Origin of the sequence: Sphingobacterium sp. xlx-96 (genome assembly GCF_011007365.1) — a bacterium.
GTDB classification, from domain to species: Bacteria; Bacteroidota; Bacteroidia; order Sphingobacteriales; family Sphingobacteriaceae; genus Sphingobacterium; species Sphingobacterium luzhongxinii.
Genome location: NZ_WFKM01000012.1, coordinates 68,004 through 91,638, shown reverse-complemented (window position 1 = coordinate 91,638; position 23,635 = coordinate 68,004). Strand labels below are relative to the sequence as shown.

Sequence of the window (23,635 nt, the reverse complement as noted above, 5' to 3'; positions counted from 1 at the left end):
AATAGTATTTTAAACCTAAGAGTATACAGCAATGATACAATTTGAGAAGATCACGCATGCGATATTACGTGTCCTTAAGGATAAGGGCTATAATGTACTGACATCGAATAATCGGCTTACAGACCCAGAAATCTATTGGTATCCGGAGCAGGTCATCAGTATAGCAAAATATCGTTTTAATCTAAATGATAGGGGGTACAAACACGCATTGGGGCATCCGGTAATCGTACGTATACAATATGCATTGGATAATATGAAAGATGATGAGCTGCACGGTATGGTATATACCACGTCCAGAGATGTGCTATTTGATTAAAAGTCAAAAGTTGTTGATTCGGAGTTGTCCTAACCGGCAAACCTTTCGCATTCCAAAGCCTAATGCTTGGAAGTTGAAGATCAATGTCCTTTCCTTTTACAGGGTTAATTATTTTTTTTTTATTGCTGCTATTTTTTAATTGACAAACTCCGTTTTACAGTAATCAATTTTATAAGCACCGCTCTCGCGCACGAGGGTTACTTCATTTTGTGTTTTTATGCCCTCGCCGTAATCGATAAATACACGGTACAGCCCCGCTTTGATCTTGTTGATCTCTAATTCCTGGAGTTCGCCAATATCGCCATTACCTCTCCCGAATAGCCATATTTCGCGTGCCTCGATCGGATATATGTCGGTCCATTTCTCGCTGTATTTCTTTTCCGCTATAGGATATTCCTCATCAGTCAGGTTTGAAGCGCCATACAGTTCGGCGGATTCGGCTAGGAATTCCTGAAATCGCTTGGTACAGAGTTTTTCTTCTACATTGTATTGGGGGAAGTACTTGTCTGAACTTTTTGTTTTGAAGACGCTTTTTAACCATTCTAGCGCCTGATCAATAGGTTTGTCAGCGGCATTTTCTTTTTGAACGTCAGTAGTATGCTGCAGCTCTTTAGCCCGTGCGACATGGTCCGAAACAGCTGTTTTTTGCGCAGACGCATTGTTTTTCTGACCGCAGGCACTTATCAAAAAAGCGAATAGGTAGATGGGCAAATATTTTATGTACATAGTTATCGAAATAGATTCCAATATTAAAAACATTCGGAGACAAAAGCAATCCCTGTTATCGGCTATCTGATAGGCTATACCCTGAACAGATCTTAGACAAAAAGCCCTCTTGTCTGTCTTATTATTAGCAACTGATTTTTTATAATAAACACGAATGTTAAAAATGGACACGAAAAAACTGACTATTGCCGCGCTGGCACTGATAGGCACTGTAGCCTGCTGTACGTCTATCAATGAGGTAAAGGCACAAGAGATGGCAAAGACTGAGCAGATAACCCCGAAAGCGCTCAAAGAGCTGCAGAAAAAAGTGAGGAATAATGTTGATAGCGTAAGTTATCATATGGAGCTGATCGAGGCCATGGGAATAGAGAATCCGGCACTTTTCAGTCTTTATGAGGGGTGGATGAAGGAAAGGCCTACAAATGCTAACATTCCATTGGCCTTGGGGTCAACACTGGAAAAGCAGTACAGTTCGAAAGCTAAAACATATCTATTACGGGCTATCGCCATAAACCCGGATCTGAAAGAAGCCTATGAGGCCCTGTGGTCCGATGCTTCGCGCTGGGGTGAAGAGGACAAGAAGAGGGATTATTTAAAGAAAATTACGGAAATAGATCCGCAGGATGCCAGTTATGCATTTTACTATGCAAGCTCCTTCAAGAACGTCGATCGGGAGAAACACAAACAATTGAGTTTGGCTGTGGCGGATAGGTTTAATACGAGCGAGCGTGGCGCACAGGCATTGTACTGGCTGGCGCATCAGACACAGGATCTTCAGGAAAAAGAGGCAATATACGTGCGCCTAAAAAATGACTTTTCGCCTGCCGGATTTAACTGGTCGCTGAGTGGTATGACTGCATACAGCGACTTATTATTGCAACAGCAGCGCTATATGGAGGCTGCAGCACTCGCTGCGGAACTTTTTGAAATGACGAAGCAGGAAAATTGGCAGCAGAGTGCGGAGACGGCTTCCAGGTTTGCACAGTACAAACAGGCGCAGGGTAATAAGGAATGGGAGAAGGCCCTGGCGATATTGGACGGGATTAAAGTATCGCGCTACTCGTCTGCGTACAAATTGATTCCGGTGGCCAAGGCCGAAGTGTTGCACCAAAACGGACAGACGGATAAAGCGTTCGCTACATTGATGGAATGCTATGTGAAGTCTCCATCACCGAAGATCAAGGAATCGCTAACAACTTATGGACATACCCTTGGTAAAGATAAAGGTGCGGTGCAGGCTGCTATATCCAACGCTCTGAAGACAAATGGTCGGGTAGCGACACCTTTTGAACTGAAAAACTATGCTGGAAGTAGCAACAGCTTGGCAGACTTTAAGGGAAAGGTAACATTTATTACCTACTGGTATCCGGGCTGTGGTCCGTGTAGAGGCGAGTTTCCGCACTTTGAGAACGTGGTGCGTAAGTTTGATAAGGACAAACTGGCTTATCTCGGTATTAATATCGTCTCTTCGCAAAATGACTACGTATTGCCATTCTTGAAGTCTACTGGCTACAGCTTTGTGCCTTTGGAAGATGTAAAAGGTAGGAATAAGGGAAATCTGGATAATAGGAGCGCAGCGCCGATGAACTTTCTGATCGATAAGCAGGGGAATCTGATCTTTGAAAATTTCAGAACCGATGCCGATAATGAGGACGAGCTGGAACTGATGATCAATGAAGTCAGTCTACTCTAATTGAAAAGGGACATCGCGAAGATGTCCCTTTTTGTTTTTTAATAGTTGTTTTGTACAATTATGCCTTGACTCGAGATAATCTCTGTCCGTGGAATAGGGACAGCAAATCGTCTGGAATCTTTGGATAATTGATACGTTTTGAGTGGTTGATCCCGCAGTACGGAGGATGCATTGTAAGGATAGAAGCTACGGCTCAGCAACACATCGTCGCCTGCATAGTCATTATTGTTGAAGCGGCGGATATCCGACCAGCGCTGCGTATAAGGCATCTCTCTGCGGCGCTCTTCGAGCACTTTCTTGATAGCATCTTCTTTGCTGCTGGCTTGAAGATTGACCCATACACCTGGCTTCATACGCTTGGCACGCAATGTGTTGACTGTCGCCATGGCTGCAGCTCCTTGATCTAACCGGGCCTGGCATTCGGCCTTGATCAGCGTCATCTCGGCTACAGTAGGCCCGGAAGGGACACGGTCTTTGTAGAAAAATACATATCCAGGCCAGTTGTATGCAGGTTTGGTCATACCTCTGTCGTAGGAGTAGCCTTCTACAAAGTGATATTCGTAGCGAAGATCGTTGGTCTTGTCATAAAGGTCGATAAGCTCTTGGCTCGGAATATACCACCAGCTTTCGTGATTCAGCATGCGGAAATACAAAAATTCTTTCCACTGTAACATATCGGTAAAATCACTTTGGTTGTCGTGAGTATATGGAAATTTGAGGGTTACCGTTTCGGCTTGCGGAGTACCTGTGTTGATATTGACAGTACTGCTGCGGCCGTAGCGCATATCGGTATTGTAATCGACGAAGGTACTGTACTCGGTCAATGCTTTATTGGCGAAATCGAGGGCTTTGTTGTAGTCATTGCGCACCAGGTAGTAACGGGCGGCAAAGCCATTAACAGCAGCCGTATTGGCCCGCCAGTGTCTCGCGCGGCCTTGCTGTACAAGAGGGACAGGCACTTTCTGTGCCTCCGCCAGGTCGGATTCGATCTGCGTATATACGGCATGCAGTGGCGCCCGTGCCGTGGGCTCTTCAAAAGAAGTCGTCAGCTTGATCGGCAGACCCAGCTCATTCTTGTTGGCTTCGGTATAGGGAAGGCAGTACGTGTTTACCAGTGCAAGATAGCTGTAGGCACGGATCAAGTGCGCATCTGCTTTCAAACGGTCCTTGTCGGCCTGGCTTCCGCTGACACGGCTTAGATTCTCCAGCACCATATTGGCATTGAAGATTTTTGTGTATTCATTTCTCCAGAAATTTTCGCGCGTATCGTCCTGTATATAATCGATGTCCCACAAGGCAAACTCTACAGCTGCCATAGAAAAAGAGCCTGGACGGGCATCGTAAATCTGCTTCGTGAAATTGTAATCATCGGTACTGTATATCGCTGTTCTGTTGCCCTCGGTATAGAAGGTGCTGTATCTATTGAGCAGTGCATCAAGCTGATCGGTCGTCGTGACGACCAGATCGGAAGATTTGGAAGGTTTTTCATCCAAAAACTTGTCGCAGCTACTGAAAGACAGTGCCCCGGAAATAAGTATAGCTAGGGTTAGTTTGCTCGTTTGGTTTATTGTAGTTTTCATCTTTCCTTATTAATTAAAATCCAACCTTCAATCCGAATGTAAAACGTGGGCGCGGCTTCATCGTACCCAAGCGGAATTCCGGGTCTTCGCCCGTATTATTGAACAATACGGTAAACAGGTCATTGCCCTGTATGTACACCATGGCATTGCTCTGTCTGAGAAGGTTCCACTTTTGCGTAGGTAGACGATAGCTGGCGTTGACCTCCTGCATACGGAGGTGTGAAGCGTTGGTTACCAGATAATCCATGTACGGATAGAATCTATTCCAGAAATAATAACGGGGTTCAATAGTATTTAATGGTAAGGGGACTATCGTATTCGGATCGCCATTCATGACTTCACCCAGTTTACTGTTCGGGAGTAGTCGGCCATATCCAACATCTGGATAATTGAATGTTTGTTTCATAAACTTATGGCCCAACTTACCCGTAAGAATAAATGAAAGATTCAGATCGTAGATCTGGAAGCTGTTGCTAAAGCCTAAGGTATAAGGTGCTACGCGTGTACCGGCGTGCAACAGGTAGTCGCGACCATCGCCAGGTGCCCAGGTGCCAAAACCGTAAAGCTCGCCATTGGATCCTTTGACCTTAGGTTGCTTATCGTGTACTCCCGCGTACTCAAATACCCATAACGAGTTGGCATCATAGCCCTCGATATAAGCACCAAAGTTCTGATTATATCCATAAAGTTCGTTTGCAGCATAGTTGGCTACGAAAAACTTATTGACCTTATTCTTGTTGTACGAAAAGTTGAAGCTACCGCGCCAGGTAATGTCTGACCCATGTAGCGGGAGTGTCGTACCCAACTCGAGCTCTATCCCGCGGTTGCTGATCTCGGCGTTGTTCAGCTTTTGGCTATTGGTGCCATTTACCGCGGGGATAGATAGCTGTGCAATGAGGTCTTTGCCCTGCTTGTTATACACATCGATCTTTCCATAGAGCTTTCCCTGCCATAAGGAATAGTCTATACCGGCATTCCAGGTAGCGGTACGCTCCCAACGTAGTGTAGGGTTGCCATAGCTGGTCACACGTGCAGTATATTCGTTGGTGTACACGTCTGGCGTGGTCGTAAGCCCCAACAACGGACGGAAGGAGGTCGAACGATCCACATTGCCGTTATACCCATAAGTAAGCCTTAGGTTTAGGCGGTCTAACCAAGTGTACTGTTGCATAAACTGTTCGCGACCGATCTGGTAGGAACCACCGATAGACCAGAATGGTGCGTAGCGGTACGAAGGATCGTCCGTAATCATATTAGAGGCATCGTTACGTATACTACCGGAGATGGTATATCTATTGCGATAGGTATAGGCGGCATTGGCAAACATAGAGACAAAACGCTCGGTACGGTAAGTGAATGAATTGGTGTAGCGGAAGGTCTGATTTTCGCCCATCCAGTTTTTGATGGGGCTGAATGTGCCGCCCGGTCCGTTCGGGTAGGTGCCTACGGTGAGGGTCTCTTCATTATAACCGTAAGATGGTGGGTTGTAAAATTGTTCGGATACGATGTTACTGATCTCACTGCCGGCCACGGCATTGATCTCATGGTCTAATCCGAAAGTCCTGTTGTAGTTGACTTGGTTACGGAAGATGTATGTGTTAACGGTGGTGCGTCCCCAATCTTTCGAATTATTGTAAGGCTGCTCAATTAAGGCTCCCTTAGGCAGATTGGGCGTAAAGGTGTTCTTCTTGTTGTCCCAGGCTGTCGCTTCGTTGACACGCTTACGTAAATAAAACGAACCTTCATTGTACAGGTAGCGATTTTCGGTGTTGAAGTGCTCGTACTGTAGCTTCGTATCAAAGGTTAGTCCCTTTAATGGTTTGAAGGTAAGACCTCCCATCAGGCGGGTATTCAGTTCCTTGGTACGGCGGTCGCGTTGGGAGATCTCCTGCACGGGATTGTAGGTCCAATCGGCATATGGAAATCTATCCATAGGTACAAAACGCTCCATGATAGGCCAGTAATACTGATGGATATTGGTGTACGAACCATCGGTATTGATTAGCATGTCGTATGGAGATAAACCCTCTATATCCGAAAGATTTACACCATTCTTCTTGAAGTTATTGTGCTGCAGCATGGTCGAAGCATGAACATCCAACCAAGGAAAGATGCCCGCTGTAGTCCGGTAGTTGAGCATGTAGCGGTCATTGGAAGTTTCCTTGAAGTTACTCTGATTGCGCTCATACAGCATGGAGGCCAGGTTGTTCATCTTGGCACTGCTCCCTTGGAGCGTGAGGTTGTATTGCTGGGTAACGGGATTAGCTAGTAATAGATCTTCGATCTGCTGGCGGTTGTCCAGTGTTTTCAATCGTTCTAGCTCGGCGTCACGCTCAGTTTCACTCCTATAGCCCAAATGATGCTCACTTAGGGCTATTAGTCCTTGGGACCATTGTTTTTCGTAATTAGATGCTAAAGAACCCGAATTTTCTGTGGCGCTCCATCTGTTGAAGGCTCGTTTTTCGTATTCGATGGTCTCGGCCGAAGAGGCTAAAGGATTAACGTAGGAAAGATCAAATTTCTTTCCGACCCGTGTGAAAGCCTGAAAATCTACTTTGAGCGGCGTCCCTTGTTTTGCCTTTTTGGTGACGATAACCACTACGCCGTTGGCGGCGCGTGCTCCCCATATAGAGGCCGCAGCGGCATCCTTCAATATGGTGATGCTCTCCACGTCATTGGGATTGATCGAACTGAAATCACCTTGTATGGCAAAGCCATCGACGACAACCAAGGGGTGCGCATTGGCGGTGAGATTGCCCTGTGCATCACGTATATTGAGGCTGGTCTGCCCGCGGATCTCAAAACGTGGATTGCCGTCTACGTCGAGTGTGGTCTGTACACCGGCAGTAGTGCCTATGATGCGCTGCGCAATATTAGTCGTGGGTTTTTCGATCTGCGCTTTGTCGATAAGACCGAAAGATCCGGTAGCGCGCTCCTTGTTCAGGGTCTGAAATCCGGTATTAACAACGACTTCTTCGACTTCCTGCTTGGTCAATCGCAGGGTGAGACTTTGCAGGTTGGACGCGGCCGAAACTTCGAGGTTGTCAAAGCCTAAGAAGCTGATGGCCAAGGTCGCATTGCGGTCTACACCGTTAAGCTGAAAGAAGCCTTTTTCGTCGGTAGAGGTGGAGATATTGCTCCCCTTGACGCGGACGGTCGCTTTTTGTAGCGGATTGCCTTGCTGGTCCCGCACATAACCCGAGACAGGGCGCTGTTGCTCTATTTCTTCTTCGAGAGAAGCTGTATTTGTCTTGCGCGGTGCAGCCAGCGGTACCAAGGATACGACTTTGCCTTTAATGACATAATCGAAAGGTTGGTCTTTAAATAATTTGTCCAACGTTTCCTTGAGGTTTCTATTATCAATAGACACAGATACGGGAGCAGCTTTCTTCAAATACGAACTTTTATAGATAAAAGAATAGCCACTCTGCTTTCTTATTTCTTTAAAGACATTTTCAAGAGCTGCCTTTTCCGTATGTATGCTTATCTTTTGGGCATACGAGTTGGCGGATAACTGCAAACTGGCTCCTAAAGTAAGGTAAGTTAACAGACGCATTTCTAGTGTGATTTTTGGTGATGCTAGTTTTTTCTTCCTAAAATTGGACAATAAAATATTGTACCATCTTTTAGTATAAGCATGATTATTCATACATTTGATGATTAGGTTATTTATTTAAAGTCAGTTGTAAATAAAAGTTAGCCTTTTACATTAGAGCAGGGATGTGTCCGCATCTCTGCTTTTTTAGGCTTTAGAAGTCTTTGTACTATTTTTTCTCCATATACTTCCTCCTGTATTTAGTGTTATCAATTGTTAGTCGTTTTATTTGTTGTTAGATACTGTTATGTTTTTTCCCTGACGCTTAAACTGTAATCCCAGATTGATCTCTAGTATATCCAGAAGTTCGTCTAGGGCTAGCGTGGTCTGGAGTTCGCCGTTAAACTTGATCCCTTTTGGTAAAGCACTGCTTTCAAAGGTGACATCATAGTTACGTTCGATCATCCGTATGATAGGCAATAGATCTTGATTGGAAAGGGCAATGATACCTTCCTTCCAAGCTATTGTTTCAGCAGCATTGACTTTGACGACCTGATTGCCGGTGGCCGAAGCAATGTATTGCTGATTGGGGCGGAGTAAGGTGGTGCTGGTCTCTTTAAGTTGCCTTACCGCCACCGCACCTTCTGCTAGTGTAGTGGTACTTACGGCCTCGTCAAGATAGCTATTGACGTTAAACTTGGTGCCCAGTACTTTTATTTCTTGATTTGACGAGTGTACGATAAATGGTGTTTTACTATTGCCATGTTGGACTTTCACGACTTCAAAATAGGCCTCGCCTTCTAGCTTGACGGATCTGGAATCTTTACCAAATGCAGCAGGGTAGGTCAATGTGGTGCCCGAATTGAGCCATACATTAGAGCCATCGGGCAGGGTGAAGTTGAGCTTGCCTCCACGGGGAGTTTTTAAGGTAATGAACGGATTGGCATACAGGTTTTGCATCTGGGCACGGGCCAGTTTTTGTGCGGCCCCTGGTGCCCCGTCGAGTAATAGGGTGTCGCCTGAGGGTAGTATGGCGATAGCTTTGGTGACTGGAGCGGCTATGGGTTGTTGTGATGCCGTGATCGCTGCCCCCTCTTCTTCGCTTGTTTCCGTCGAATAGATGTAATAGAAGGCAGCAAAGCCGACGACGGCAAATACGGCAGCAACCTGTCTCCACGGGAACAACCGCTTTGGTGAACGTGCTTGATCCCGGATGGGCGACCATTGGCTTAGCCGGGATTCGGCTTCGGATTCTTGAAAGTCTTCTAGGGTATTGCGCTTTATAAAGTCATTGTAATACCGGTAGAGCAACTGTTTTTCAGCTGTCGTTGCCTGGCCGGATCGGTAGCGGTCTAATAATGTTTTGAATTCCTTTTTATTCATGTAAATATAAGCTGTAAAGCGCCACTATACGTACAAGACAGTTAAGTCTTGCAGGTGTCTAATAAAAAAATAAAAATTATGAAAATAGAAGTATAAAGATATACTTAAGGTTACTTTTTAGGATGAGAAGCGCATTGTAAATCTGTTGCCTTACGGTCTTGGTCGTGATATTAAGCTGTTCGCTGATCTCTTGATGAGATTTCTGCTCTTCGCGGCTCAAGAGAAATACTTCCTTCATCTTTTTGGGCAGTTTGTTGATCTTTTCAGCAAGTATCGCTGTAAGTTCCTTTTCGATGATATATTCGTCGACATCATTGCGCTGTACCGTCTGAAGTGCCTCGGTGTAGTCGTAAAACTTCTGCGTGATTTTTTGGTGGTCCAGCTGGTTTAAGATGATATGCCGTATCATACGGTGTAGATACGCCGAAAAATTGCTCGTGATATGCAGGCTTTCTCGCTTGTTCCAGAGTTTGGTAAAGACGTCCTGTGTGATATCCTGCGCTTTGTCATAGTCTTGGTAAAACAGATAGGCGTGCTTGTATGCAACGTTTCGATAGCGCTCGTAGAGTATAGAGAATGCCCGTTGATCCCCGGTCTTGGAAAGTTCAATAAGCTCGATATCTGTATACTTGTCGTAGGTACTCAATGAAATTTTCGGTAAAAGTTAGTGCTTCGCCATCAAATTTAAACGATATATACTCAAAAAACAAACCCTATTTTAAGTCAAGGTTAATAGGGGGGCGGCTTAGGGCAGTGGTAGAAGGCGCTTAAGAAGAGGAAGAGAGAAACTGCTGATAAGGTGACAGTGGGTAAGCATAAGTGCTTGCTGGATTGCTGTTTTTGTTTAGTTATGCTAAATATTTACACTTGGTTTTTAGGAACGTGCTTCCAGTCGTAAGTAACAATTGTTTAACAATTTATTTTTACTTTAGTTAAACATTAGATGTAATATTGTAGATGTAAAAGGTTTTTTGTGATTTATTATTTAATATTTGTAAACATTATTTTAGTTTGTTACTTTAGTTTTTAAATACGGGAAAACACCGAATTAACCAGTAATACTAAACTTAAAAAAGCAAGGCTTATGGGAATATAAAAGTGTCTATATGCAAAAAAGGAGATGTTGGACCATCCCCTTATGTAAGGAATCAAAACTGTTCAAAAAAATTTTAATTAACCTTATTATTTCAAATATGAAGAATATTTCTTTCGTAAACAAGTTAAGGAGGAAATTGGCTCCGGTTTGTTTGCGGATAACAACAGGATCGCGTATGCTGTCACTGGCTTTAATGCTTTCAAATGCGGCAGCTTATGGCTCACCAACAATGAATCTGTACGGGCAATCGCTCTCGCAACAAGCCGAAATCTTGGCTAAGGGCAGAATTACAAACGGTAATACGCCTCTAAAAGGGGTATCCATATCGGTCGTGGGTAAGACATCAACAGGTATCGCATCCGATGCCGATGGCCGCTTTACGATACGTGTACCCAAGAATAGTGTCCTGCGTTTTACACTTATGGGACATGAATCTAGGGAAATGACGGCGGACGAAAATATGCAGATCGAGCTCGTCGAGAAATCATCTATGCTCGAAGAGACGGTCGTAGTGGGCTATGGTACCCAAAAGAAAGTAAACTTGACAGGGGCCGTAGACCAGATAAGTGCTAAACAGTTGGAAAATAGACCTGTCACTAGCCTAGGTTCCGCCCTACAGGGGGTGATGCCGAACTTAAACATCACGAACCCCAGTGGTAATCCTACCGCCACAGCGAGCTTTAATATTCGCGGTACCACCTCGATAAATGGTGGTGGACCTTTGATTCTGGTAGATAATGTACCCCATACCGAAGCCGAACTCGCTCGCCTGAACCCCAATGATTTTGAGACGGTAACGATTTTGAAAGATGGTTCGTCTGCCGCGATTTATGGGGCCCGTGCTGCCTTCGGCGTGGTACTGATCACGACGAAATTTCCAAACTCGGACAAAACGCAGCTCAGCTTTGGCTACAACGCTTCGTTCAGGACGGTGGGTAAAATGCCGGAAGTGGTAACCGACCCACTCACCGTCATGGAGTATAAGAGATTAGCTGCCACACCGCTCTATGATTTATTCCCGGATGCCGTTCGTGAGTATGCTAAGCAGATTCAGAACGACCCAAGTCTACCAAGAGTGATCTTGGATCCGAATAATAAGTTGAACTACATGTATTATGGATCTACAGACTGGATGGAGGAGGGATATAATAAATCGGCCCCCACACACACCTTCAATCTGAGCCTGGGTAGAAAGTCCGAAAATATTTCTTACTTGTTTTCGGGTGAATACCTCAAACAGAATGGAATGATGAAATTCGGACAGGATATAATGAATCGGTACAATGCGCGCGGAAAGGTGGATATGAAAGTGACGGACTGGCTGGAAATTGGAAATAATACCCTGATCACGGCGCGCGACTTTGATTCACCGGTATTTATGGATGGCGACTTCTTTTGGAATGTGAATCGTACGAGCTCGCTCGATGTGCCTAAAAACCCGGATGGCAGCTGGACTTCGGCCGGAGCAGCACTGCTCGGCAGAATGCAAGACGGCGGACGTACAACGAGAAAAATTAATGAGTTTCAAACCAGTTTCAATGCCAAAGCATCGCTTATCAAGGATGTATGGGACGTAAATGCGGATGTTACTTTTCGTCGCTCGAGTTGGAATCTGAGCTCATTTGACTTACCTATCCCGTATAAGACCGGGCCGAATACGGAAATAAAATATGCGGGCCCCTCTACGTCCTATGCGACCAAGCAATATGAAAATAACAAGTACGATGTTTTCAATATATATACAAACTTTAAAAAGTCATGGGGAGACCATAACCTGAATACCTTGTTGGGCTATAATCAGGAATATCGTAAAAACGAAGTGACCTCGGCAACCCGTAATGACCTGTTGTCGATAGATCTACCGAGCTTACAGTTGGCCTCGGGAGCTACTTCGGCTACACAGTCGTTGGATGATTGGGCTGTACAAGGTGTATTCTATCGTATCGGATATGATTATAAAGGGCGCTACTTATTGGAATCTAATGGGCGTTATGATGGGTCGTCCAAGTTCCCGAATGGAGATCGATGGGGATTCTTCCCGTCTGCTTCGGCAGGATGGGTGGTGTCGGAAGAGCGTTTTTTCGAACCGGCAAAGGAAATTGTCAATCTATTGAAGTTTAGAGCATCCTATGGGCAACTGGGCAATCAAAACGTGAGTAACTATTCCTTTTTGCCTACCATGGGCGCTGGAAAGATAGGCTGGATCCTGGGGAGCGAACGTCCCTTGGGGATTAACCCTCCCGGAGCGGTAATGAGTAGTTTTACCTGGGAGAAAGTAGCGACGACCAACTACGGTGCAGACCTGGTCTTGTTCAATAATAGATTGGACATTACAGCAGATATGTATACGCGTACGACCAAAGATATGCTGGTAGCAGGCAAGACGCTGCCAGGGGTTTTTGGTACCGGATCGCCCAAGATTAATGCCGGCGACCTGAAGACGGAAGGATGGGAGCTGCGTGTGGGATGGAAGGACAACTTTGACTTGGGTGGCTCTCCGTTCAATTACAGCGCGGCCTTCGTATTGTCCAACTATAAAGCTTCTATTACGAAATACGATAATCCGACCAACCTATTGAGTGACTATTATGTGGGGCAGCGTCTGGGGACGCTCTGGGGTTATACCTATGACGGTGTATTCGAGAACCAAGCTCAATTGGACGCCTTGAATATGGTGGATATAGGAAATGGAAACGTGGGCAACAATTCGTATATAGGGGATATCAAGTATAAGGATCTAAATGGCGATGGCCGTATCAACGCGGGTAAAAATACCTTGGACGATCATGGTGACCTGAGACCCGTGGGCAATTCCAGTCCGCAGTATCCTTTTAGTTTCGATCTTGCTGGCGAATGGCAGGGAATCAGTGCAAGGGTGTACCTGCAAGGTATAGCAAAACGGGATTGGTATCCTGGAGGTGGATCTATCTATTTCTGGGGCATCTATGCACAACCATGGACCAACGTGACCAAACAGAATCTGGACCACTGGACACCGGAGAATCCTAACGGTTATTTCCCGGCGGTGAGGGCTTATGCTGCTGAGGTCAGCGGACGCTCGCTGGCGGCTACAAACGACCATTACCTACAGGATGTAAGCTATATGAGGGTAAAGAACATTACGCTGGGATATAGTTTGCCGCAAACATGGATCAAACGTTCCGGTTTAGGTAAGGTACAGTTTTATTTCTCTGGAGAAAATTTATTTGAAAAGACGAATCTTGATATGCCGTTGGATCCGGAAGGCTTTGGTGGCAATCTTTATCCGTTTCAACGTACTTATTCATTTGGCCTGAATCTAACATACTAAGAAACTTCAAAATGAAAAAATCAATATATTTATGTGGTGCCGTGATGGCACTATCGCTATCCGCATGTCAAAAAGATTTTTTGAACAGATTGCCGCAAACGGCAGTGACTTCTGAAAATTCGTTTCAGTCCCCGAAGGACCTGGAGATCTATACCAACACCATGTATGGCATGATAGGTCCTTCATACTCGGATGGTTTTTCGGATAATATCGCAGGCATGGCAGGAGCGTCTACGACCGACAATATGGTGCGGGGTAACCTGACTGTTGCCAATGCGGGGGGCTGGAACAATTGGGGTGATCTACGCCGTATCAACATCATGTTGGACAATGTACATAGGACCAAAGGTAATGCTGCCGATATCAATCATTTTGTAGGAATAGCAAAACTGTACCGTGCCAATTGGTATTATAACATGGTAAAGATATACGGCGATGTACCATGGTACGGTAAGGAAATCAAAGATAGTGATACAGAGGGGCTGATGAAAAAGCAGGATCCACGTACGCTGGTCGTAGATTCGATTATGGCGGATCTGGATTTTGCGGTCACGCACATCAAAGCCGCTGGTACAAATACACGTATTACCAAATGGGCAGCATTGAATCTCTTGTCCCGTATCGCACTATACGAAGGTAGTTACAGAAGGTACCATGAATACCTCGGTCTACAAGCGACGGCAGCGTCATTCTATAAAAAGTCGGCCGAAGCAGCACGACGGGTGATGGATGAGGGGGGCTTTGTGATCCATAATACGGGGAAGCTGGGGGAAGATTATAGAGCGCTGTTCTCGAACCCCAACCTTTCAGACAATAAGGAAGTCCTGTTCTTAAAAAAGAACAGCATGGGCGAGGGGGTGGGGAATAACTCGCATACGGTCTTTGACTATGAGTGGGCCATGAGTAAGGAGCTGATGGAAGAGTACTTAATGAAAGATGGAAGTCCATTTACCGATCAGCTTGGTAATGAAACGATGAAAATCACTCAACTGTTTAAAAATCGGGATCCTAGACTTGCTGAATTGATCATGGAGCCCGGGTTCAAAACAAACCCTAACCTTAATCTGCCCCACGTACTGAAGCCTACCTATGGGGGTTATCTTCAGGTCAAGTTTTATCCGAGAGACCCGGAATTACGTAAAGGCTGGAACCTGAATTATACAGATCTACCGATTATGCGGTATGCGGAGACCCTGTTAAACTATGCGGAAGCAAAAGCTGAACTGGGCACATTAACACAGGAAGACTTGAATATAACTATCGCTAGATTAAGAGCTCGTGTCGGTATGCCGGCGTTGATACTAAATGCAGCAAATAGTAATGTCGATCCCCTGTTGGAAGCACGATATGCTAACGTAAAGCAGAATAAGGGTATAGTGCTTGAAATCAGAAGAGAGCGGAGAACGGAGCTCGCAGCAGAGGGATTCCGGCTGGACGACCTGAATAGATGGGGGGTAGGCCAGCTTCTGGCGCAGGCTCCTAAGGGAATGTATGTCGAAGCGCTCGGACTGATGGACGTAACAGGGGATGGTAATCCTGATATAGCGATTCTGGAAAAGAAAAGTGACGATAATGCCTGGGCTGTATTGCCTAAGGATCAAAGGGACAAGATCACTCCGCATTACCTAAGTGATGACGTGATCTATCTATCGGAGGGTAATAAAGGGCATATCATGTTTACCCGTGATAAGAAGCAACCGCGCAACTGGGAGGCTCCGATGTATTATTACCGCCCTATACCTATACAGCAGACGGTGTTAAATCCAAACCTGAGCCAGCCTTTTGGGTGGAAATAGTAGGGGATGCTGTTGAAATTTTAATTTTAAATCCCTGAATTTGTTTTTATCAGGGATTTTTTCTCTTTTGCGTTGGCAAATAGACAACAATTATAAAACAGATAGTGAATATACATATGAAATATATAGTGGCTCTGGGTCTGCTTTTTACTTTTACAAATTCCTTTGCGCAGATAAAAGGTCGGGTGTACGAGGATACCAACGGTAATTCGAAGTTTGATGCCAACGAAAGAACGCTGGATAAGGTGGTGGTTTCGAACGGCTATCAGGTGGTGTGTACCGATGCACAGGGAGAATTTAATATGGAAAACAACCCCGATGCTCGTTTTGTCTTTGTTAAAGCCCCGTCGGGCTTTAAAATGAGTAAGCAGCATTACTTGAAAATAGAGGGGCAGCAGACTACTTATGATTTGGGTGTGGTTGTAGATCCAAGTCAGCAAGTGGATAGACTTGATTTTATACAGATTACAGATACGGAGACAGCGCTATACGGTACCTGGGTAGATAATATTAAGCAGTATGCCCGTAATCAGGGTATTCCATTGATCATGCATACGGGTGATATCTGCTATGAGGAGGGGATGAAATTTCATGCGAGACAACTTAATAGTGGGTTGATGGGTACGGCAGTACATTATGCGGTAGGAAACCACGATCTGGTGAAGGGTAAGTATGGGGAGGAGCTGTTTGAACAATTGTTTGGACCGACGTATTATTCTTTTGAAAAGGGGCCTGTACACTTTGTGGTGACACCGATGTGGAGCGGCGATTATGCGCCGAGCTACAACAGAGATCAGGTAATCCGTTGGATGAAGAAGGATCTCTTGAATAAAGATCCAAACAAGGCATTGGTCTTGATAAATCATGATTTTTCGGTAGGGACCGACTTTGTCCTCAAGGGAAAGACCGAGGAGATAGATCTGAAAGCCTATGGACTAAAAGCATGGCTGTACGGGCACTGGCATAATAACTATAGTTTTGTAAACGCGGCTAACGGTGTACGTGTCATTTCGACCAACGCCCCGGATAAAGGAGGTATAGATCATTCGGTAGGCCAATTTCTACATGTCAGCATGGATAAAAACGGTGTACAGGATGTCCGCCCCATATTTACCAACTTGAAGGAATACATCGTATTGGCGGATCCAATCATCGGGGCCAAAGAGGTGCAGATCAAGGCAAATATCTACGATAGTGAGCGGTGGGTCAATAGGGTGAAGCTTACAGGATATAACGCGAAGGGAAATAAAGTGGTCGAGAAGGATTTTGAAGGTAATGGTTCATGGACTTGGAGTATTGAGCTTCCTCGGAATAAGTCGAAAGAAATACATGAAGTATTGGTTGAGGTGATTTTTGGAGATGGTTCATCAACTATGCGTAAACATAAATTGGATCTCAAACAGCGGACCGTCATGAAGACATTATGGTCTAGCAATATAGGTGGTGGTATATGGAAGGTGAGTCCACTGCTGAACGAAGGTATGTTATATACGGCCACCTTTGATGACACGGGCGGAGGTAAGGCAAAGATCGTCGCTATGGATGTCAGGGATGGCTCGCTGCTGTGGGAGCTGCCTGTCAAGAATTCGATCAAGCAGAAATTACATATCTATAAGGATATACTGTTGGCTACGGATGTGGAGGGAACGGTCTATGCTATCGATGCCAAGAAGGGAACGTTAAAATGGACGAAGGCTTTGCGACAGATCGGCCTACCGAATTATGTAACGGGATCTGCATTGAAAGACGGTGTCTATTACGCTGGAGCCGGAAGTTTTCTCACGGCATTGAATGCGGAAAGCGGTGAAGTGGTCTGGAAGAATACGGATTGGAATGGAGGAGAAGCGATGCCGGGTGAGATGTTGGTTACAGAAGATCTCTTGATAACAGGGGCAAATTGGAATGCATTATTTGTCCATGATAGAGCATCAGGAAAGCTTCTTTGGAAAAAAAATGAGGACGGTCTTCGGTTTAGAAGCGGTGGTGTTGCTGTGGATGGCGATAGAATGTATCTCACGGGCTTGAATACGTTGTTTGTGTTGGATAAGTCCAAAGGTACTGTGTTGGCACAGCAAAAGCATGCTCTGGATTTTAAAGTGATGGGGGCTCCATTGATTAGGGGCAAACAGTTTGTTACCGGTACTTCAGACGCTGGTGTGTGTGGTTTTGATAGGGAGACACTGGAGGAAAAGTGGCGATTTGACACGCGCGATGCATTGATATTTACGTCTTCTTATTCCAATCCAAATACTGGTACACAAGTAGAGACCGTAGAGAGTGCCATCGTGCCTTACCAGAATGATTTTATTTTTGGAGCATCGGACGGTTATCTCTACAGATTGAGCGATACCGGAAAGCGAGTGGCGGAGAAGAGAATAGGAGCACCAGTATTGGCAGATCCTGCGCTGTTGGATAATTTGGTGTTTGTCGCTGATTTTTCAGGGACGGTACATTGTATACAGTTGGATTAGTCAAAAAGAAAGCCCGAATATGTCGGGCTTTCTTTTTATGATAGTCGGTTTGTCTCGTCTTGGGTTAATTTATATAAATAGCTAAATCGAATCCTTGTATTTTTTTTTGTAGTTTTTTTGTGCTAAAAAATAAGTTTTTATATTTGCGCATTATTTAAACTAAATCTAAATAAAATGTTTAAGGGTTTATACTTCAACCGTGCGGCAAGACAGAAGACTTATAGCTATATTTTTAGCATTGCGCTGGTGTTTATGCTTTTATCGGGGCATGGATATGCGCAGGTAAAGGTTTTCGTACACAGTGTAATACAAAAGCCCATTCAGGGTGCGACTGTATATTTGGGTGAAGATATTGTGGGGAGGACCGATAGAAATGGTCAGATTGATCTAGCAGTAACTGATAATCTGGTGCAACGTATCGGCGTACGGGGAATGGGTTTCAAGCCTTTTGAGAAAATAATAAATCTGGATACCGTACGATCGCCGCTTCAAATTGTAATAGAAGAGACCGATCAGCAACTGGAGGAAGTTGTTGTTACAGCGGGAAGACGACCTGAATTCGTATCGCAGGTGCCATCGTCGGTGAGTATCCTGAACCGACAGGATATTGAATCCCAAATGAATATTAATACCAATCTATCCAGTATTCTGGGAAATACAATACCTGGACTGGGGACATCGACCAATAAGGCGACCAATGCCGGGCAGACGCTGCGTGGACGGCCGATATTGGTTTTGATTGATGGTATACCTCAGTCTACTCCATTGATGAACGGGGTTCGTGATTTGAGGACAATAGATCCTAATGTGGTAGAGCGCATTGAAGTCATCAAAGGTGCGACTTCTATCTATGGCAATGGTTCGGGGGGAGGTATCATAAATTATATTACAAAAAACGCTAGTGGGAATCAGAAAATAGCTGGGCAGACCAGTATAGGTACTACTTTTAATCCTATTCATAGTGATGGCACCATGGGCTATCGGGTGTCGCAGTATTTTTCGGGTAGTGCAAACCGAAAATTGAGTTTCAATATCGGCGGTACTATGGATTATACCGGATTACAGCGGGATGGTGAGGGATTGCCGCTAGGACAGACCGATGGATTATCTAACTCATATCAGTACAATGCTTTTGTGAAGTTGGGCTATCAACTGGATGCGCATTCTTCTCTTAGCGGATTCTATAATTATTTCAATAGTACGCAGCATGCCAAATATGTGAGTCAGGCCGGAGTATATGGTGAATCGCCGACGATAGGAGTCCGTGGTGAAGAACCTGGTGAACCGGCGGGAACGCCATTCAATCATAATGCGATGCTGAGTTATTCCAAAGATAATGTGTTTGGAAATTCGCAATTGGATGTGACAGCTTACATAAACTCGTTCCAATCGATGAACAGGTATGTCAAGGAGTCTACATCCTGGTACGGACCGGGACAGACCATGATTAATTCTAGAAAGAAAGGTTTGCGTCTGAACATGAATACGCCGTTACAGCTGGGAAGTATTCCGACTGCGATCACCTATGGTATAGATCTGTTGAATGATATCACCTATCAGGACCTGACTGATGGCAGGGTGTATATACCGAATATGGATATGTCGAATATCGCTCCTTATGTGCAGTTAAAGGTAGATTTGTTGGAAAATTTAATCTTTAAAGGCGGACTGCGATATGAGAATGCAACCGTACGGGTCAAAGATTATAATACGATAGCCACCAAGGCTGATGGCAGTGGTGGTATTTTTGTCACAGGCGGAAAAATACCTTATAAAGCGACGATGTTTAATGCTGGATTGCGGTACAATAAATATAACTTTTTCAATCCTTTCCTGAGCTTTTCGCAGGGTTTTGCTATCAATGAATTGGGGCGGATCCTGAGACGGGCTACTGAAAATACAATCGATAACCTCGAGACAGACCCTATTATCACGAATAATTATGAAGTAGGTTTTTCGAGTACGCAAGGGATATTCAACCTTTCGGCGGCGTATTATATCAGCACATCCAAATTAGGGGTTAATCTGGTAGATGTGGGAGGTTATCTGACTCCTCAGCGGGAACCGGAAGATGTGCATGGTTATGAAATCGCGCTGGATGCACGTCTGTCGCCACAATGGTCGGTAGGGGGAAGTTACGCTTATGTGGAAGGTGAAGCTAAATTTGATGATGGAAGTCAAGTCTACCTCAATGGTTCTCGTATTGCACCGGCTAAGGCAACGGGATACGTGTATTACAGACCCAATAATAAGCTAAATGTACAGCTATTCTGGGTGCATACCGGTGCGCGTGATCGCTTCGATATCAATCCCAAGAAAGGTCAATACAACAACAGTGAGGGGCCGGTAAAATCTGTCGATCTATTTAATCTTTCCTCTTCATACAGCGTCAATGCGCTATGGAATATAGGTATGGGGATAGAGAATCTATTGAATAAGACCTATTACCCTACAGTAAGCCAATATCGAGGACTTGACGTGGACTATGTAAGGGGCCCTGGAATGCAGGTGAGTTTGAATTTTTCGTATAAATTTTAGTCATGTTCAAGAGCTGGATACTGTGGATCCATAAATGCCTGGGGCTGCTTAGCGGTATTGTTGTCGTAATCGTAAGCCTAACAGGCTGTATCTATGTGTTTCATGACGATTTGAAGAGCGTAGTATATCCGGCAAAATATTACATCACGGATAGTAGTAAAAATAAGCAAGTAGAACCTCTCCCGCTCAGTACACTGCTGGCTAAATCGGAGAAAGCATTAGGCGCGGGTAAAAAGGTGTCCCGTGTGGATCTGTACCCTGCTGCTGATAGAACCTGGGTGTTTCGGGCGATGGATCTGGACGAATCTAAACATGTGTTTTGGGATTATTATACCTATTACGATCGTGTGTTTATAAATCCGTACACAGGACAGGTACAGCAGATTGAAGATTCAAAAACTGAGTTTTTTCAGTTGGTACTCCAGACGCATATGAACCTTCTGCTTGGAAAGGCAATAGGAAAGCCCCTCGTAGCTTGGTCGACCATCCTATTTATTGTTTTGATCATCAGTGGAATACCGTTGTGGTGGCCTAAGAAGTGGAGGGGAAAGCCCCTTAGGCGGAGCCTATGGTTACGTTTCAAAGCAAAGAAAAAGCGGTTAAACTATGATTTACACAATGTTTTGGGCTTCCATACAGCGCTATTGGCGCTAATTTTATGCATTACAGGGCTTGTGTTCGCCTATCCTGGTTTTAAAGCAGCGTACGTCTCTTTTTTTAACGGTATATCTGTGAGTGATTCTGACAGGGAGACGGAGCTAGCTGAATTTCAACCTGTACCGCAGGTCTATGCCGCTAATATCGACAATGCACTATTATATAGTCTGAAACAACACCCGACAGCAGATATGATGTCTATACGGCTTCGCGGAGCAAAGGCCGAGATGGATGATATACAGATTCGGTTGAGCAAAGACAAAACGAGTGATTTTGTCTGGTATTACTTTGCGCGGTCCGACGGACAGATCGATAAAGTGTTAACGTCCGAAAGGATGAAAGCAGGGGATAAGTTGGCCAGTATGAATTTTGACCTCCATGTAGGGAGTATCGGCGGAATGGGGACTAAAATATTGGCTTTTGTGGTGTCTCTGATATGCGCTTCACTACCTATTACGGGATTTATTATCTGGATGAACAAGAAAACTAAATAGTCTCCGATTAGCGATTATCACTTTCTTCCTCTTTACCTTCCTCGATAAGCGTTTCTACTTCTTGCATTTCGCCATGATCTAGTTCGTCTACGCGCTGTTCTTGTTCGGCAGTGTGTGTGTCGATATGAAACGTGCAGGCCACTGGAAAATGATCAGATCCAACGTCAGGTAAGATGGTAAGCTGATCGATGAAGATTTGGGGACTGTGAAACAGTAGATCTAAAGGAACTCTGAATAACCAATATTTGGCATGGAATGTCGATAGTATGCCTCGTCCTATACGAGCATCAATGAGTTCGCTAGTCTTCCGAAATAATATCGAGCTCTTGGCCCAGGCGACATTGTTGAAATCACCTACGACTACTACTGGAAGCGAATGGTTTCGTACCTGCTTGGCTACACTCAACAGGTCGCCATCGCGCTCTTTCGAATTTTCCTCTTCGGTCGGACTAGGAGGAGGAGGATGTACTCCAAAGAATATAAACCGGTGGCCATCTTTGGTTTCTAGTTCGGCTTCTATACTAGGGATGTCGTCTGCTACAAAATAGTGTGTTTGGACCGAGATCAGTTTGAGACGGGTATATAGATGCATTCCGTAGGTATTGGCTAAAGTTACTTTTTGATGATTCGGATAGTCACTTTCTAGGACACGTAATGCGCGCTCCCAATGGGCATCGCTTTCCATCGTTAAGAAGAGGTCGGGAGCTTCTTTTTTGATAAGGTTGATAAATCGATCGTGTTTTTTGTTATACTGGTATACATTGCAAGAGATCACCTTGATGGGATCCGACGTTGAATCGGATTTTTGGACGGATGGAGTGCGCCAGAACTTGGTGTACCGCGCCAGTACATATGTATGATAGATTATAAGTGCGAGCTGACTGGATTGTATCACCCAGTACGAAAAGTCTTTTGTATGCATAATAGCCATCAACACAAATGCTGCGAGCTGCAATAGCAATAGTTGCAGTTTTAAGAACTCGGGAACACGGAATACCCAGTGTTGGTGTTGGATGAAAGGTAAGATGCTGAGAACGATGAGCAGACAGGAGATAATAGTAATGATCATATACGGCGCTTCTGTTTTTTTATTAAATACAGTTGAAGGAAATATTTTGTTTTGTAGAAAGGATGGATTTGTTGAGATTGTTGTTACGCTGTGTCCAGCATTTGAATCGGGACACAGCTTAATAACGCGGCTGCTCTTAACTGTGGTATATGTCGTAAAATATTTTTGACAGTTTTGAAGGGTTTTCTTTCCAGGCATCGTACATGTTTTTACCAATTTCATCAGGCACAATCTCCAGTTCGTCAGTCGCGACCTGCGTTAATATTTTTATGGCGACGCTATCCGGACTGGGCATATCCCAGTTACTGTCTTTATTCATATCCGTAGCAATAGCTCCAGGATTGACTGCTTGCACTATAACGCCCTTTTTTGCTAATTGTGTGGCAGAGAAAAGTGCTGCCTTGGATGCTGCATATCCTGCAATTGTGGGCAAAGGAGAGTAAGCGGCAATAGAAACGATGTTTATTAGTCGAGCGGGCTTATTCTTTTCCAGAATAGGAGCGTAGGCCCGCATCATGTTTATGGTGCCAAAATAATTGACCTTCATATCATGATCCATACCAACAGGATCAGCCTCTAAGATAGTTCCTGGATTTAAGACACCGGCATTGTTTATCAATATTTCTGTATCTGAGGTTGCTGTTATGATTTGAGCAATAGCTTCGCTACTGGTAATATCTAAAGGGATTGGGAAAACTCGATGGTCATGGAATGTAGGCATCTGGTTCAAATCTCTTGATGTCGCGTATATTTTTTTTACGTCATTTTTTAATAGTGCCTTTACAAGTGATTTGCCAATACCTCTATTGGCTCCGGTGATGAGAACTACCTTGTCTTTAAAAATCTGCATATCTTTATATATTGATTAGCCAAAATTAGGACAAGGAACAGCACGAAAAAATCCGATAATTGCTGAATTCTATAGGCAGCTTCCAAAGAATCAGATCTTTTGTGGAAGCTGCTTTTATATT

Annotated in this window: 14 protein-coding genes; 7 read left to right on the top strand and 7 right to left on the bottom strand. The window is 44.6% G+C overall.

Annotated features, from left to right (window positions below):
- The first annotated feature begins 31 nt into the window (after positions 1-31).
- Entirely contained in the window at positions 32-316 is a 285-nt protein-coding gene (locus tag G7B20_RS15535) for a hypothetical protein (RefSeq protein ID WP_164112340.1), read from the top strand.
- Positions 317-451: 135 nt separating this feature from the next.
- Here G7B20_RS15535 and G7B20_RS15530 read toward each other — a convergent pair whose 3' ends face one another.
- Positions 452-1,042, bottom strand: coding sequence for a hypothetical protein (locus G7B20_RS15530; protein WP_240452860.1), 591 nt, complete (start codon positions 1,040-1,042; stop codon positions 452-454).
- Between the two features lie 163 nt (positions 1,043-1,205).
- Here G7B20_RS15530 and G7B20_RS15525 point away from each other — a divergent pair, with 163 nt between their 5' ends.
- Positions 1,206-2,735, top strand: a complete 1,530-nt coding sequence (locus G7B20_RS15525; protein ID WP_164112339.1) for a TlpA disulfide reductase family protein — start codon at positions 1,206-1,208, stop codon at positions 2,733-2,735.
- A 38-nt stretch (positions 2,736-2,773) separates the two neighbouring features.
- Here the strand turns inward: G7B20_RS15525 and G7B20_RS15520 are convergent, their stop codons facing one another.
- The 4 genes from G7B20_RS15520 to G7B20_RS15505 form a co-directional block, all read right to left on the bottom strand.
- Positions 2,774-4,315, bottom strand: coding sequence for a RagB/SusD family nutrient uptake outer membrane protein (locus G7B20_RS15520; protein ID WP_164112338.1), 1,542 nt, complete (start codon positions 4,313-4,315; stop codon positions 2,774-2,776).
- Between the two features lie 13 nt (positions 4,316-4,328).
- Positions 4,329-7,964: a SusC/RagA family TonB-linked outer membrane protein gene (locus tag G7B20_RS15515; RefSeq protein ID WP_164112337.1), complete on the bottom strand. Its 3,636-nt coding sequence runs from the start codon at positions 7,962-7,964 to the stop codon at positions 4,329-4,331.
- 171 nt (positions 7,965-8,135) lie between these two features.
- Positions 8,136-9,233 (bottom strand): FecR family protein, encoded by a 1,098-nt coding sequence (locus G7B20_RS15510; protein ID WP_164112336.1) that lies wholly within the window; start codon positions 9,231-9,233, stop codon positions 8,136-8,138.
- A 76-nt stretch (positions 9,234-9,309) separates the two neighbouring features.
- Positions 9,310-9,879, bottom strand: coding sequence for an RNA polymerase sigma factor (locus tag G7B20_RS15505; RefSeq protein WP_164112335.1), 570 nt, complete (start codon positions 9,877-9,879; stop codon positions 9,310-9,312).
- Positions 9,880-10,426: 547 nt separating this feature from the next.
- On the opposite strand from G7B20_RS15505, the gene G7B20_RS15500 reads away from it, so the two are divergent.
- The 5 genes from G7B20_RS15500 to G7B20_RS15480 all read left to right on the top strand — a co-directional run bounded on the left by G7B20_RS15500 (position 10,427) and on the right by G7B20_RS15480 (position 21,595).
- The gene (locus G7B20_RS15500; RefSeq protein WP_164112334.1) at positions 10,427-13,639 is read left to right on the top strand and encodes a SusC/RagA family TonB-linked outer membrane protein; all 3,213 of its coding nucleotides are present in this window, start codon (positions 10,427-10,429) and stop codon (positions 13,637-13,639) included.
- A gap of 11 nt (positions 13,640-13,650) precedes the next feature.
- A complete protein-coding gene (locus G7B20_RS15495; RefSeq protein ID WP_164112333.1) occupies positions 13,651-15,435 on the top strand; it encodes a RagB/SusD family nutrient uptake outer membrane protein in 1,785 nt (594 codons plus the stop codon).
- A gap of 116 nt (positions 15,436-15,551) precedes the next feature.
- Positions 15,552-17,906 carry a PQQ-binding-like beta-propeller repeat protein gene (locus G7B20_RS15490; protein WP_164112332.1) on the top strand — a complete coding sequence of 785 codons (2,355 nt, stop codon included), beginning with the start codon at positions 15,552-15,554 and terminating at the stop codon, positions 17,904-17,906.
- Between the two features lie 174 nt (positions 17,907-18,080).
- A complete protein-coding gene (locus G7B20_RS15485; protein ID WP_240466024.1) occupies positions 18,081-20,444 on the top strand; it encodes a TonB-dependent receptor in 2,364 nt (787 codons plus the stop codon).
- A gap of 2 nt (positions 20,445-20,446) precedes the next feature.
- Positions 20,447-21,595: a PepSY-associated TM helix domain-containing protein gene (locus G7B20_RS15480; protein WP_164112331.1), complete on the top strand. Its 1,149-nt coding sequence runs from the start codon at positions 20,447-20,449 to the stop codon at positions 21,593-21,595.
- 7 nt (positions 21,596-21,602) lie between these two features.
- On the opposite strand, the gene G7B20_RS15475 is transcribed toward G7B20_RS15480, so the two are convergent.
- Positions 21,603-22,664 carry an endonuclease/exonuclease/phosphatase family protein gene (locus G7B20_RS15475; RefSeq protein WP_164112330.1) on the bottom strand — a complete coding sequence of 354 codons (1,062 nt, stop codon included), beginning with the start codon at positions 22,662-22,664 and terminating at the stop codon, positions 21,603-21,605.
- Positions 22,665-22,800: 136 nt separating this feature from the next.
- Entirely contained in the window at positions 22,801-23,514 is a 714-nt protein-coding gene (locus tag G7B20_RS15470) for an SDR family NAD(P)-dependent oxidoreductase (protein ID WP_164112329.1), read from the bottom strand.
- Positions 23,515-23,635 lie beyond the last annotated feature (121 nt).